General features: G+C 72.2%; 9 protein-coding genes. 2 read left to right on the forward strand and 7 right to left on the reverse strand.

Annotation, left to right across the window (positions count from 1 at the left end):
- Window positions 1-5: 5 nt before the first annotated feature.
- The 6 genes from ACFYWQ_RS37400 to ACFYWQ_RS37425 form a co-directional block, all read right to left on the reverse strand.
- The gene (locus ACFYWQ_RS37400) at window positions 6-353 is read right to left on the reverse strand and encodes a DUF742 domain-containing protein (RefSeq protein WP_385063379.1); all 348 of its coding nucleotides are present in this window, start codon (window positions 351-353) and stop codon (window positions 6-8) included.
- The gene (locus tag ACFYWQ_RS37405; RefSeq protein ID WP_385063380.1) at window positions 350-757 is read right to left on the reverse strand and encodes a roadblock/LC7 domain-containing protein; all 408 of its coding nucleotides are present in this window, start codon (window positions 755-757) and stop codon (window positions 350-352) included. The genes ACFYWQ_RS37400 and ACFYWQ_RS37405 overlap by 4 nt, the downstream gene beginning before the upstream one ends.
- The gene (locus tag ACFYWQ_RS37410; protein WP_389523228.1) at window positions 754-2,355 is read right to left on the reverse strand and encodes an ATP-binding protein; all 1,602 of its coding nucleotides are present in this window, start codon (window positions 2,353-2,355) and stop codon (window positions 754-756) included. Before ACFYWQ_RS37410 ends, ACFYWQ_RS37405 begins: the two co-directional genes overlap by 4 nt.
- Before the next feature lie 434 nt (window positions 2,356-2,789).
- Complete coding sequence (locus ACFYWQ_RS37415; protein ID WP_389523231.1) at window positions 2,790-4,607, reverse strand: CotH kinase family protein; 1,818 nt, start codon at window positions 4,605-4,607, stop codon at window positions 2,790-2,792.
- On the reverse strand, window positions 4,607-5,284 hold the full coding sequence (locus tag ACFYWQ_RS37420; RefSeq protein WP_385063386.1) for a DUF4956 domain-containing protein: 678 nt from the start codon (window positions 5,282-5,284) through the stop codon (window positions 4,607-4,609). The genes ACFYWQ_RS37415 and ACFYWQ_RS37420 overlap by 1 nt, the downstream gene beginning before the upstream one ends.
- A complete protein-coding gene (locus tag ACFYWQ_RS37425) occupies window positions 5,281-6,279 on the reverse strand; it encodes a polyphosphate polymerase domain-containing protein (protein WP_389523235.1) in 999 nt (332 codons plus the stop codon). Before ACFYWQ_RS37425 ends, ACFYWQ_RS37420 begins: the two co-directional genes overlap by 4 nt.
- Before the next feature lie 368 nt (window positions 6,280-6,647).
- On the opposite strand from ACFYWQ_RS37425, the gene ACFYWQ_RS37430 reads away from it, so the two are divergent.
- Window positions 6,648-9,677 carry a glycosyl hydrolase gene (locus tag ACFYWQ_RS37430; protein ID WP_389523238.1) on the forward strand — a complete coding sequence of 1,010 codons (3,030 nt, stop codon included), beginning with the start codon at window positions 6,648-6,650 and terminating at the stop codon, window positions 9,675-9,677.
- Window positions 9,678-10,349: 672 nt separating this feature from the next.
- Here the strand turns inward: ACFYWQ_RS37430 and ACFYWQ_RS37435 are convergent.
- A complete protein-coding gene (locus ACFYWQ_RS37435; RefSeq protein ID WP_389523241.1) occupies window positions 10,350-11,090 on the reverse strand; it encodes a class I SAM-dependent methyltransferase in 741 nt (246 codons plus the stop codon).
- A gap of 296 nt (window positions 11,091-11,386) precedes the next feature.
- On the opposite strand from ACFYWQ_RS37435, the gene ACFYWQ_RS37440 reads away from it, so the two are divergent.
- The gene (locus ACFYWQ_RS37440) at window positions 11,387-13,411 is read left to right on the forward strand and encodes a hypothetical protein (protein WP_389523244.1); all 2,025 of its coding nucleotides are present in this window, start codon (window positions 11,387-11,389) and stop codon (window positions 13,409-13,411) included.
- The last annotated feature ends 118 nt before the right edge of the window (window positions 13,412-13,529 follow it).

Below are 13,529 nucleotides of genomic sequence, written 5' to 3' on the forward strand. Positions count from 1 at the left end.
GCGCGTCAGAGGTTGCGGAGGCCAACGAGCACCTGCTCCAGGATGTCGAGGTCGGGAAGGGCTGAGGTCTGCGGGTGGCGGGCGCTGACCCGGCCCGAGGCGAGGAGGTCGGACAGCAGGATCTTCGTGATGCTCACGGGGAGTCCCAGTTCGGCGGCGACCTCGACCACGGCGGTGGGGGCCTGCGCCATGGTGAGGATCGCCGCGTGCTCCGACTGCATGCCCGGGGTGGGGTCGCACTCGGCCACCACCAGCGTCACCAGGTCGAAGGGGCTGTCGGGCCCGGAGCGGCTGCGTCCCCCGGTGAGGGTGTACAGCCGGTCCGGGGCGTCGTCCCTGCCGGGGCGCTTCATGCGGACCGGGGCTGGGCCGTGAGGTGCTCGCCGAGTTGTTCCACCAGCTCGCTCATGTTGTGTCCGACCAGTCCGGGGTCGGCCTCCTCGCTGGTGACCACGGCCAGGTGGGCGCCCTGGCCGGCCTCCACGATGAACAGGGTCCCGCCGTAGAACTCGGTCATCGACGAGCGCACGCCTCCGCTGCCGTCGCCGAACTCGATCGAGGCCCCGTGCGACAGCGACTGGATGCCGGCGGCGATGGCGGCGAGCTGGTCGGCCTGGTCGACCGTCAGCTCCGGGGTGCGGCACAGTTTCAGGCCGTCGCGGGAGAGCACGAGGGCGTGCCGTGCGCCGGGGGTGCGCTCCAGGAGTCCTTCGATGAGCCAGGTGAGCTTCTCGTCGGCGGTGGTCGTGCCGGTCATGAGGTGGTGTCGCCTTCCGGGTGCGAGGGGGTGGGGGTGTCGGGGGCCGTCGTGGCGCGCGGGGACGGGGCGTCCGGGGAGTGCGCGGCCGGCGGGGAGGAGTGCGGGTCGTCGAGGTCCGGCGGCAGCGGGTGCCCGCCGGTCCGCTCCTCCGCGTCGGACGCGCGGACCGCCCGGCGGAAGCTGCCGAAGCGGGCGGCGCGGGTCCGGATGTCCTCGGGGCTGTCCTGGCGGCGTTCGGCGCTCTGGGCGGCGGCCCGCGCGGTCTCGGCGGCGGCCAGGGTGCGTCCGCGGCGGCGCTTGGGGAGCCCGGCGGTCTCCTGCGGGCCGGTGGCGTCCGTCTCCTCGGGGGCCTCGGGGGCCTCGGCGGCGACGGGCTCGGCGGGGGCGGTGGGGTCCGGCTGCGGGGTGTCGGCGGGGGCGGTGTGCCGGGGCGCTGCGGCGGCGGGCGGCCGTGCCTCGACGGGGGCCGCGGTGAGGATGTCCTGGGGGACCAGCATGAGAACGCCGGTGCCGCCCCGCGCGGACGGCCGGAACGACACCTTCAGCCCGTACTTGCGCGACAGGCGCCCGACGACGGCGAGGCCGAGGCGGGTGCCGTTGAGGCCCTTGAGATCGGTCACCTCGCCGGAGACGGCCTGCTCGGCGCGGCGCAGCTGCACGTCGCTCATGACGAGCCCGCTGTCCTCCACGGAGACGATGACGCCCGCCGGCACCTCCTCGACGTAGACGTGCACCTCGGCGTTGGGCGGCGAGAAGTTGGCGGCGTTGTCGAGGATCTCCGACAGGGCGTGCATGACGCCCTCGGCCGCGTGGCCGGCCACGGCGGCGTCGCTGGCGGAGTGCAGCCGGATGCGCTGGTAGCCGCTGATCCGGCCCATCGCGCCGCGCAGGATGGACTCCATCGAGATGGGGCGTGCCCACCGGCGTCCCGAGCGCGCGCCGGTGAGCACGGCTATGGAGTCGGCGAGACGGCCGGCCTGGGCCGTGCGGTGGTCCAGGTGGAGGAGGTCGGCGAGCACGTCCTCGTCGCTGTGCCGTTCCTCCATGGCCCGCAGGTCGGCGAGGGTTCCGGTGGCCAGCGCCTGCATGCGGCCGGCCGCGTTGGCGGTGGCGGAGAGCGCGAGGTCGCGTTCGGCGACGGCGCGGTCGAGCTGCGCGGTGAGCTTGCGGACCTCGGCGGCGAGCCGTGCGCGCTCGGCGTCGCCCTCCTGGGCGACGCGGGCCCGTTCACGGGTGAACTCCTCGGCGAGGCGGGCTCGCTCGTGGGCGGCGGCGTCGTTGTAGCGCTGGTGTTCCTGACGCCACTGCGCGGCCTGGAGGTCACGTGCCTGGGTGGCCCGCTCGGCGTCGGCGGTCGCCGTGCGCAGCGCGGTGCGGGCGGTCCGTGCCGCGCGCCGCGCCTGCACGGCGGCCGTGACGGCCACGCACAGCAGGACCGCGGCGGCGACGCCGCACGATCCGACCAGGCCCCGCGCGGCGGCGGGTGCGGTGGAGACCGCCCACCAGACGGCGAGGGCCGACAGGGCGGCGGTGAGCAGGGCAGGGGGAAGAAGGGTTCGGATGCTGGATCGGTCGCCGGAGGCGGGCGCGGTCATCACTCGGGTCCTTGGGCGGCCGCTTGGGGAGGCGGCCCTTTTGTGTCGTCCTGGCGAAAAATGTGAACAGACTTCTGTAGGCAGCGATCAACTGGGCGTCACTATACGAGAGACTGCGATCAACTCCACAGGAGTTGACCAGCCCGTTTTCGAACCGTGTTTTGGCGAGCGCACTTCGGGGCAGCCCGGGACGCACGGGACGGGCTGCACATCCGCACGTGACGGGACGTTCTGTGCGCGCACTGTGGGGTGGCCATGTCCCTTTCTCCTCAGGGGAGTTCGCCCTGCGGAGGGGGACTTCACGGGGTGAGCGGCTGGCTTTTCGCCGAGCGGCCGGGGCGCGCGAAGGGGACCGCGCCGGGCATGCGGCATCGGCGTCCGGTCCTCTGCCGAGGTCCGGACGCCGATGCGCGGTGGTGACGGGGTGGCCGGGGTCAGCCGGTGATCACCTCGTTCTCGGCGAGGCTGCTGGTCCGGGTGGTGACCGTGGAGCGCAGCGACTTCGCCGCGGTGGAGACCCCGGTGGCGTCGGCACCCGACTTCTTCGCCCACGCGGCGAGCGAGTCGAGGGCGTCCAGCGCGTAGCCCGAGGCGTAGAACTGCTGGTACAGCTCACGGTAGGCGGCGTGGTAGACGCTGTCGAAGGCGTCGGTCTCCAGGAAGCGCTCCTTCAGGATGTTGCCGCCCATGCCGCCACCTCCCCCGCCGCCGGGTCCCGCGCCGTCCTGGCCGTTCGGCGCGTCGCCCTGGCCGTTCCCCGCCGGCCATCCCCCGCCGTCGGGCATGCCCGACGGCATACCGGACGGCATGCCCGGGGGCGCGGTGCCGGTGGCGGGCGCGTTCCCGCCCGTACCTCCGGCCGTCTCCCCGCCGGTGTCGGCGGCCGTTCCTCCGGCCGCGGCGCCTCCCGGCATCATGCCGCCACCGCCGCCTCCCATGCTGGTGTTGTCGTCGGGTCCGGTGGTGGCCGTCCCGCTGAAGGTGAGGTTGAAGTCCCAGCCCAGCACCGAGAACTTCTTCGTGTCGAGGTCGTACCAGAGCACGTAGTTGCTGCCCGGTCCGGCCATGTCGTCGGAGTTCAGGATGAGGTTCTGCGTGGCCACGTACTCGGCGAAGGAGTCCACGTCGACGTACTGGTCGAGGTCCTCGGCGAACTCCTCGTCCGAGGCCTGGTTCACCCACTTCAGCAGGCGCATCACCGGCGAGAGGTCCTGGCTGCCCTTGAGGTTGAGCTGCTTGAAGGACGTCTCGTAGTCGGTGGGGTCGTCGCCCACGTAGTCGAAGCTGCCGCCCGCGCGCGCCTTGTAGGCGACGCCGGTGGCGGGGATCTCCGTGTCGACGTAGTCCTTGCTCGGGTTCTCGACCATGAGCCGCGTCGCGGTCGGCCGGTTGTTGACCGTCAGGGCGGTGAAGGCGAAACTCTCCGCCGTCTGCCCGGACTTCTCCATCAGGGACAGCGACAGGGCCTCGTTCAACGGCAGGGCGTCGTCGACGCCGGGCCGCAGGGACAGCTCCCGGTGGCCCTGGTAGGCGCGGCCCTCGACGTACTCGTCGATGCTGATGAGCCAGGGCAGTTCCTCGGGCCGGTCGGCGGACAGGTCGTACTGCGCCATGCCGCCCATTCCCGCCCGGCCCTGCTGCTGCCCCTGCCCGGTCTCCTGCCCGCCTTGCTGGGTGTCCTGCTGGTCCTCACCGGTGTTCTGCTCGTTCTCGCCGGTGCTCTGCTGGTCCTCACCGGTGGCCTGCTGGTCCTGGCCGGTGCCCTGCTGCTGACCGCCCGCCGCCGGCGCGCCGCCCTGCATGCCACCCTGCATACCGCCCTGCATGCCCCCGCCGGGGCCCTGCCCGCCGCCCTGAGTGGTCTGACGCAGGCTCTGGAGCGTGGAGTTGCCCTTGAGGCGGATGCCGACGTCGTTGAGGTACACGCCGTCGATGGTGAGGTCGGCCTCGATGTACTCCTTCTCGCCCTCGTCCTGGTACTTCGCCATCATGTCGTCGAAGTCGGTCTCGTCGTACGTGAGGCTGATGGTGTGGGTGCGCGAGTCGTCGAACAGGTCGACCGGCCCGGTGACGTTCTCCGTGATCTCGTCGGCGTCCGCGCGGGAGGCGCTGGTGACGAACGGGGAGACGCGGGCGTCCCCGAAGAAGACCAGCAGCACGACCATGCCCGCGGCCAGCAGCGCGCTCGGTTTCCAGTGGTGCCGCAGCCGCAGCGGGATGCGGTGCACCAGCCGCCTGCGGGGCGTCGCCATCAGAGGTCCGTCTGGTCGTAACCGGTGAGGACGGTCACCCGCTGGCCCATGGTCCGCTCCTGGAGGGCCGCGACCAGTTCACCGGGCTCGTGGCCCTTCTTGATGCGCACCGTGTAGAACGCCTCGGTCAGCGTCCCGCCGCGGATCGACTCCGTGCTCACCAGCTCGAACTCGTCGGTGTAGCGCAGCAGGACGTCCTGGATGGCGTGGGTGTGGTCCTCGCCGGCCGGGAGCTGGACCTTGACCACCTGGCGCTGGACGTTGAGGGCGAACCAGTTGAACTTGCTCATCGCCAGGATGATCAGGGCGATGACGACACCGCCGACGGCGGCGAGGGTGTAGAAGCGGGCGCCGCAGGCCATGCCGATGGCCATCACGAGGAAGATGAAGCCGACGTCCCGCGTCTCCTTGACGGCGTTGCGGAAGCGGACCACCGACAAGGCGCCGACCAGGGAGAACGCGCGGGCCAGGTTGGAGCCGACCACGAGCATGATCAGGGCGACGATCATGCCGACGATGACGAGGGTCTGGACGTAGGACTGGCTGTAGCTGACGTTCTTGTGCGTGGCGCGGTAGACGTACCCGATCATCGTGGAGAGCACGAAGGACAGGGCCATGGCCAGCACGATGTCGGTGACGCTGAACGTGCCGCTCAGGTCCTGGAGATTGAGGTTCACGGGTGCAGTACCTCCGTGGTGGGGGTCGTGGGGTGTACGGGGGACAGGGGGGAACGGGGGGACACGACGGGTGCGGTGAACACCGGGACCGACCGGGCGGCGGCCTCGGGGGGCGCCGGCGGCAGGTCCTCCTCCCGGACGTGGAAGACGGACCGGGGCGCGAGGCCGAACGCCTCGATGCTCTGGACGTACTTGGAGACCCGGATCAGGCTGAGGTTGCGCCGGGCCGCCAGGTCGGTGATCCAGTACGGGGCGCGCTCATTGACCTTGATCTCCATCACCGACATGTGGGGCGGGAGGATGAACCGGTTCTCGGGGCGCTCCGTGCCGAAGTGGAAGTCACGGTCACGGCCGCGGATGCGCCGGTCGAAGGTGACGCGCAGTCCGGTGTCCTGGTCGCGGCCGACGAGGGCCTCGCGCTGGTAGCCGGTGATCGCGGTGGGCTGGAGGTTGAGCCGGACGACGAGTTCGAGGACCTCGTGGACGAACGCCTTCTCCTTGGCGGAGTGCTCTATCTCCTCCCGCCCGTCGCACAGCCGGCGGGCGACGGCGTACGGCAGCGTGATCCGGCGCTTCTGGGTCACCCGGTTGACCCGCTGCTTGATCTCCACGCAGACCGGGGAGTCGTCGGTGACGCCGTCGAGGTCGCCGTAGTGCCTGATGCGCAGCTTGCGGCGGAACTTGAGGCCCTCGATCTTCTCCCAGTAGAAGCGCAGCTGAGGCGTGTCGTAGTAGAGGCTCCAGACGCCGTAGCCGCCGACGGGGCTGTGCAGGTCCCGGTCCATCCGCTCACCGAGTTCGTCACGGATCTGGGCCGCCTGTTCCACCGGGACGAGGTACTTGAGCTCGTAGCGGTTGAACGCGTGGAGTCTGCTGGCGACGCGCAGGGGCTCGTCGTGGGGGGTCGGGTCCGCGGATCCCGCGGTCGCCGTGGGCGCCGCCGTGTCGCCGTCGTCGGGGCGGTGACGGCGGCGGCCTGTCAGCCAGCCAGTCATGGGTGCCTTTCGGTTGGGGGTGTCGGCCTCCCCCCGTAAGGAACCGGTAATAGATGAGAGAGTCGTGATAGACCTCTCTGAACAGCCTTAGTACATGGGGTTAATTCCAAGTGAATACGGCTGCGGCGGCCCGTCGGGCGGGGCGCGTGCGGACGTCACGCGCGTAACGGACACGCACGCCGCGACGCGCCGTACGGGCAACTCGCCCCGGCCCCACGGCGACTCGTCTTCACGAATCGGCGACACACATGGTGCACACATCTTGACCTCGGTCGATCCACAGGCTTAGCGTTCCCGCACTTACCAGGGATTGAATCGATTCAATCACGGTGACGCTCACCTCTCACCCTTCACCTAGGGATGCACACATGCACGAACCCGACCCCCAGCGCCGCGGGCTGACGCGCCGCTCGGTCCTCACCGTGACCGCAGGACTCACCGCCGGAGCCGCGCTCACCTTCGGGGCCGTCTCCCCCGCGCAGGCGGTTCCCGCGACCGGCACGGCCGGTCAGGCCCCGGGCGCCGACTGGTTCGCCAGGCCCCCGGCCTCCGTGCGCCCCAAGTTCCGCTGGTGGTGGCCGGACGGCCTGGTCGACCCGGACGAGATCGCCCGCGAGATCGACCAGATCGCCGACGCCGGCTTCGGCGGCATGGAGATCGCCGCCGTGCACCACAGCATCAAGGACAAGTCGGTGCTGGACACCGAGCACCACGGCTGGGGCAGCCGGCCCTGGCGGGAGGGCGTGGAGACGGCGCTGCGGCGCGCCGCGCGACGCGGCGTCACCATCGACCTGACCCTCGGCCCCGCCTGGCCCGCCGCCGTCCCGGGCCTGGGCCCGGACGACGACGCCGCGGCGCAGGAACTCGCCTACGGCCGTGTCTCGCTGACCGCGGGGAGCACCTACCAGGGCCCCGTTCCCCCGCCCGTCCACGCCCCGGCCTCCGGCGTCACCCGGCAGTCGCTGATCGCGGTGCAGGCCGCCCGTGTCGACACCGCGAACTCCACCCGCAAGGAGACCGGCCTCGACCTGGCCAGCGTGCGCGACCTGACCGCCACGGTCACCGACGGCACGCTGACCTGGACGGCACCGGCCGACGGCGACTGGGTGCTGATCTCCTACTGGCAGCGCGGCTCCGCCCAGCAGCCCGAGTCGGGCCCGCACTCCTCGCCCGCCGCGTACGTCGTCGACCACTTCAGCGCCGCCGGCACCGCCGCGGTGACCGGCTTCTGGGACGACCGGATCCTGACGTCCACGCTCCGGCAGCTGCTGAAGGCCGCGGGCGGCGCGTTCTTCGAGGACTCGGTGGAGCTGGAGACGGACGGTCTCGTCTGGACCTCACGGCTCCCCGAGGCCTTCGAGAAGCACACCGGCCGCCCCCTCCTGCCGTACCTGCCCGCCCTGGTCCTCGACAACAGCAACCAGGTCTTCGCCTTCGAGGCCCAGCTCACCCGGCAGATCCGGCACGACTTCTGGGAGGCCGTCTCCGAGCTGTTCAACCGTCATCACCTGGGCGCCCTGCGCGACTGGGCGCACGCGCTGCACATGGAGCTGCGCTCGCAGCCGTACGGCCTCCAGACGGACGCGATCGCCTCGGCCACCCTGCTCGACATCGCCGAGGGCGAGTCGCTCGGCTTCAAGAACCTCGACGACTACCGCTGCCTGGCGGGCGGCCGGGACATGGCCGGGCACACGGTGCTGTCCTGCGAGGCGGGCGCCTACAACGGCTCCGCCTACAGCACCACCTGGGACCGCTTCCTGCGCACCATGGGCGGCGCCTACGCGGCCGGCGTCAACCAGACCGTGCTGCACGGCTTCTCCTACGCCACCGCGCCGAACGTGAGCTGGCCGGGCTTCGCCGCCTTCAGCCCGTACAACGGCGCTCCCGGCTACGGCGAGTCGTGGGGTCCCCGGCAGCCCACCTGGGAGCACGTCGAGGACGTGTCCGGCTACCTCTCCCGACTCCACCAGGTGCTCCAGGCCGGGAAGGCCCGCGCGGACGTCGCCGTGTTCCGTCAGACGGGCTACACCGCCACCGGCATCGGCGCGTCCTGGTTCACCTCGACCGGTGTACCGCTCGGCTGGACGCACCAGTTCCTCAGCGGGCCCGTCCTCGCCCTGCCCGGCGCGACCGTCGACGACGGCCGCCTCGCGCCCGACGGCCCCGCCTACAAGGCCCTGTTCGTGGAGGGCGACTTCTTCTACTCCTCCACCCCCACGCTCGCGCTCGCCGACGCGAAGGCCGTTCTGGCGCTGGCCCGGGACGGGCTTCCGGTGGTCCTGCTCGGCGCCTTCGACCAGCCGCTCACGCCGGGGGTTCCCGACGAGGGCGAGACGGCCCGCCTGACCGAGGTCCTCACCGGGCTGCTCGCCCTGCCCAACGTCGTGCGGATCACGGACAAGACCGCGGTCGGTGACGCACTGGCCCGGCTGGGCGTGACGCCGGACGTGCGGCACTCCGTCTCCTCGACGCTCCTGAACGCCCATCGTGTCACCGACGACGCCGACTTCTACTACTTCTGCAACGGCAAGCACGCGGAGACCGTGAAGCCCGCGGTGGCGGCGATCGACCACGAGGTCACCGTGCGGCGCACGTTCCGCGGCTCCGGGCGCGGCACCGCGGTGCCGTATCTGCTCGACCCCTGGTCGGGCACGGTCACCCGGGCCGGCCGCTACACGCGGGACGGGGACGAGTTCACGCTCCGTGTCGCCCTCCAGCCGGGCCAGAGCACGATCGTCGTGCTGGGACGTCCGGGTCTGTTCGGGGACCGGGACGGCAACCGCCCCTACGCGACGGCCACCGACGCCGGCGGCGTGCTGTTCACGGCCCGTGGCCTGTCCGTCCGGGCGACCGCGGCCGGGCGGTACACCACGTACCTGTCCACGGGCCGCACCGTGACCACGACGTTCGACACGGTGCCGGAGCCGGTCGTGCCGGCGAGCTGGCGGCTGGAGGTGGAGGACTGGGGCCCCGGTTCCTCCGCGACGCGGACCGAGCGCACGTCGCGGTCCCTGACCCTCGACACCCTGCTGCCGTGGTCGAAGGTCCCCGAACTGGCCGACTCCGCGGGCATCGGCCGCTACCGGACGACCGTCACCCTGCCCGCCGGCTGGGACGGCTCCCACGGTGCGACGCTGGAGCTCGGTCAGGTCAGTGACACCTTCCGGGTCACCGTCAACGGCACGCGGCTGCCGGCCGCGGACCGGCTGGATCCGGTGGTCGACCTCGGGTCGGCGCTGCGGGCCGGCGCCAACGAGATCGTGATCGAGGTCGCCACGCCGCTGATCAACCGGCTCCGGGTCGCCCAGCCCGCGGTCTTCGGCGGCGCCGCCCGCCAGGACTACGGCCTCGTCGGCCCGGTACGGCTCGTCCCGCACCGCCAGGCGGCCATCGCCTGACGGCAGGAGGGGGCCCGGTCCACGGACACCGCTCCGCGGCTCCGGGGACGCCGGGCCCCCACGACGCGGGAGCGGGCGCGGGCGCGCGTCCCGACGGATGGTGCCGTCGGGACACGGGGCCGACGTCCGCGCGGGGCCGACGTCCGCGCGGGGCCGACGTCCGCGCGGGGCCGACGTCGGGCAGTCCTGCGACGGGCGGGTCCTACGTCGGGCGGGTCCTACGTCGGGCGGTCCCGCGTCGGGCGGTCCCGCGTCGGGCGGCACCCCGCCGTCGGCTCGGGCCCCGTCCGGCGGCACCGCCGCCGACACCGGGGCCGCATCCGGCGCACCGGCGCACCGGCCACCGGCCACCGCCGGCCACCGGCGCGGATCGCACGGCCGCTCCCCGGCACACGGCAACCGGGGCCGCCGCCACCGACCGACCGCCCGCCGCCCGCCGACCACTACCCGCCGCCAGGTGGCGGACGGCGGACGGCGGGCGCACCGGCTGTCGTGGTCCGAGCCCTCTCGGCTCCGTGCCGGCAAGGGAGTCGACGGGTGCGACGCGCCGGCCGGCAACCCGCCCCCGCCGATAGGTGTACCGGGCCCGCCGGCCGGTGTACCGCCGTAGGCCGGGGCGGCGCGCCCGCTACGGGCGTCGGGCGCGCGCTCGTCGCCGCCCCGTGCCCGCGCTCACCCGGGCCCCTCCCCCGGGCGTCGCGCGACGAAGACGAACTCCCTGCCCGGGCGGTCGGGGGCGTCGCGGACGTCGTCGATCACATAGCCGTGCGCGAGGAGGTCCGCCTCGGCCTCCCGTCGCTCGCGGAAGCGCAACGTCGACCGCGACGTCAGCACCTCCCCGTCCTCGGCGAAGACGTAGGTCGTCCGGAAGGTCACCAGGGGCAGGCTGACGTCGGTCACCTCGTGCCAGCTCTCGACCACGCCGACGCCGGGGACGTCCACCGCGACGTACGAATCCTCACGGTTCCACTCCTCCCAGCCGCGCCGGGCCGGGTCCCGGGTCTCGAACACCAGGCGCCCGCCCGGCCGCAGGGACGCGTGCACCCGCCGCAAGGTCTCCCGCCAGCCGCCCGGAGCCACGATGGCCTGGGCCACGTTCGCCGTCATCGTCGCCAGGTCGGCCCGCAGCGGCGGGAGTGCGGTCGCGTCACCGTGGATCCAGCGCACGCGCTCCCCGCCCGGTCTGCTGCGGGCCACCTCCAGGGACGCCCCGGCGGGGTCGAGTCCGACGACCTCGATGCCGCGATCGGCCAGGAGGAGCGCGAACACGCCCGTCCCGCAGCCGATGTCCAGCACGCGGCGCGCAGCGAACTCCTCCGCCATGCGCAGGTACGCGTCGAGATCGCCGCGGTCGGGGTCGAGCGGGTCGTAGAGCGCGGCGAGCCGTGGATGTCCGAAGCATGCGTCGACCATGGGCCGACGGTAGGCGGCACCGGCTCCGCGGGTCCACCCGGTTTCGCCGTCGCACGGGGGCGTCAGGCCGTTCCGGCGGTGCGGGGCCTCCCCCATCCCGCTTAGTGTCGCCAGATTATGGGCGAGCATCCGCGTCACACCCCTTGTGAGGCGCGAAGTGTCGACAGTACCGTCTCAGTCGAACCTCGCCGACAGGCTCTCCTCATCGGTTCACCCGTCGACCGCACCGTCGCCGACCGCTGCGCCCGGTGCCGGTCGGCCATGCCCGAACGCACTGGAAGACAAGGGAGTTCACAGTGGTACGCACAAGCAGCACCGAGGCCGGCCGTGCGGCCGGGGGGTCCGTGATGGAGCAGGACGTCACCTACCGGGCCCGCAACCGCGCCCTCCTCGTGGCGGTCGCCGGACTCGCGATGACCCCGGCGCTGGTCACCCCGGCCTCGGCGCGGACCTCGGCGTCCTCCGCCAAGAGCGGCAACACCCTCACCGTCGGGTCCGGGGAGACCCTGGAACTCACCGGGACCACCACGGTGAGCAGGCTCACCATCGCGGAGGGCGGAGTCATCGCCGCCCCGGAGGGCTACCGCCTCACCCTCACCGTGAACGGCGTAGAGACCGGCGGCAAGCTGAGCGAACTCACCGACGGCTACGGCGGACTGGCCACCGCCATCGCCGCCGGCACCTACCGCGGGACCGTGATCCTGACCGTCGCCGTCGCCAACGACGTCACCTACAGCGACATGTCCTTCCCGATCCGCCAGGCCCTCTACGTCGACGCGAACGGTGTCGACGAGAGCAAGTCGGTCCCGTCCGACGTCCGGGGCGGCACCGTCACGGACACCGGCGCGCACGACATCACCCTGCTGTCCAACGGCGAGTCCTTCAACGGCGTGTACGTCACCGGAGGCGGCTCCTACACCCTGACCCGTCCGAAGATCGCCTTCGACGGCAACGGCCGCTGCGACTTCATCGGTTACGGCGCCTCCGTGGTCGGCACCGGCGAGGGCACCAACCTCGTCATCGACGGCGCCACCATCAAGAACGAGGGCCTGGTCCGCACCGCGGTCATCGCCGACGCCACCGCAAACGTCGTCGTCAAGAACTCCACCCTGCACTGCGCCGACGGCAGCCACGTGCCCGACGAGTACCCGGCCACCGGCACCGGCGACACCCGGTACATGATCACCGTGCCGTGGATGCTCGGCCTGTCGGGCAACGTCCGCACCACCAACCTGCTCGGCGCGAGCACCCGGGCGACCTACGTCAACTCCACCATCTCCTCGGAGAAGTGGGGCGCCCTCTCGGTCGACGGCGGCAGCAACTGCACGCTCACCGCGATCAACAGCCACATCGCCAACACCGGCGGCCAGGGCTACGGCTCCTACGCCATCGGCAGCGTCACCGAGCACTTCCTGGGCTGCACCTTCGACGTCGGCGACTACGCCCTCATCCACTGGGGCGCCTCGGCCCACTACGGCGACAGCACCAGGGAAGCCGTCGCGGAGCTCAACGAGTCGCTGGAGATCGGCCTCACCGCGAGCGAGCTGCGCAAGCTGCCGGTGCGCTCGACCGTCATCGACGCCGGCCGGTTCATGGTCCTGTGGTACGCGGCCGGATCGGTCGCCATCGACGGCGGCACCCAGGTGAACACCGGCAAGACCACCTTCATGTGCAAGGCGGTCGCGGGCAAGGTCACCGTCGACGGCTCCCAGGGCGCCGCCCTCAACCCGGGCAACGGCGTCATCTTCCAGCTGATGGACACCGACCGGCCCAGCAGCGTCTCGGTCACGGGCAAGCCCTGGAAGACCGAGATGCTCGGCACCTACACCGAGCCCACCGGCTCCGCCGTCAAGTCGTCGACCTGGGTCACCACCAGCGCCCAGACCACCGACGCCGCCGCCTCCTTCACCGACATCGACCTCACCGGCGACTTCTACAACGCCGTCCGCGGGGGCGGCAACGCCAATCTCCAGGGCCAGAACCTGGTGCTGGACTTCACCCGCTCCACCGTCGAGGGCGTCATCTCCGCCACCACCACCCAGCACCGGGTCTCCACCATCACCATCGCGGAGTACCGGGAGATCAGCGAGGTCACCAACACCCCGAGCCCGGTCGTCAACAACGGCGTCGTGGTGACCCTGGGCAGCGGCTCGCGGTGGACGGTCACGGGCACCTCGTACCTGAGCGCCCTGACCCTGGCCGCGGACGCCTCCGTCAAGGCCCCGCGCGGCAGGACGGTCACCCTCACCGTCGACGGGACGCCCACCGCCCTCGAAGCGGGCCGCTCCTACACGGGGGCGCTCACGCTGACCGTCGCGTGATCCTCACGTGAACCGGCCCCCGGGATGTCACCTCATCCCGGGGGCCGGAGCGTTCGCGCGCTCAGGGCTTTCGAGCGCGTCGGCGGATCACCGCCGACGGATCACCGCCGACGGGTCA

The sequence above is a fragment of the Streptomyces sp. NPDC003247 genome (assembly GCF_042888135.1).
GTDB lineage: Bacteria > Actinomycetota > Actinomycetes > Streptomycetales > Streptomycetaceae > Streptomyces.

Excerpts from the sequence above, each read along its gene's own strand:
- ACFYWQ_RS37410 (WP_389523228.1), bottom strand. The coding sequence starts at position 2,355 with ATGACCGCGCCCGCCTCCGGCGACCGATCCAGCATCCGAACCCTTCTT.
- ACFYWQ_RS37405 (WP_385063380.1), bottom strand. The coding sequence starts at position 757 with ATGACCGGCACGACCACCGCCGACGAGAAGCTCACCTGGCTCATCGAA.
- ACFYWQ_RS37415 (WP_389523231.1), bottom strand. The coding sequence starts at position 4,607 with ATGGCGACGCCCCGCAGGCGGCTGGTGCACCGCATCCCGCTGCGGCTG.
- ACFYWQ_RS37400 (WP_385063379.1), bottom strand. The coding sequence starts at position 353 with ATGAAGCGCCCCGGCAGGGACGACGCCCCGGACCGGCTGTACACCCTC.
- ACFYWQ_RS37435 (WP_389523241.1), bottom strand. The coding sequence starts at position 11,090 with ATGGTCGACGCATGCTTCGGACATCCACGGCTCGCCGCGCTCTACGAC.
- ACFYWQ_RS37430 (WP_389523238.1), top strand. The coding sequence starts at position 6,648 with ATGCACGAACCCGACCCCCAGCGCCGCGGGCTGACGCGCCGCTCGGTC.
- ACFYWQ_RS37425 (WP_389523235.1), bottom strand. The coding sequence starts at position 6,279 with ATGACTGGCTGGCTGACAGGCCGCCGCCGTCACCGCCCCGACGACGGC.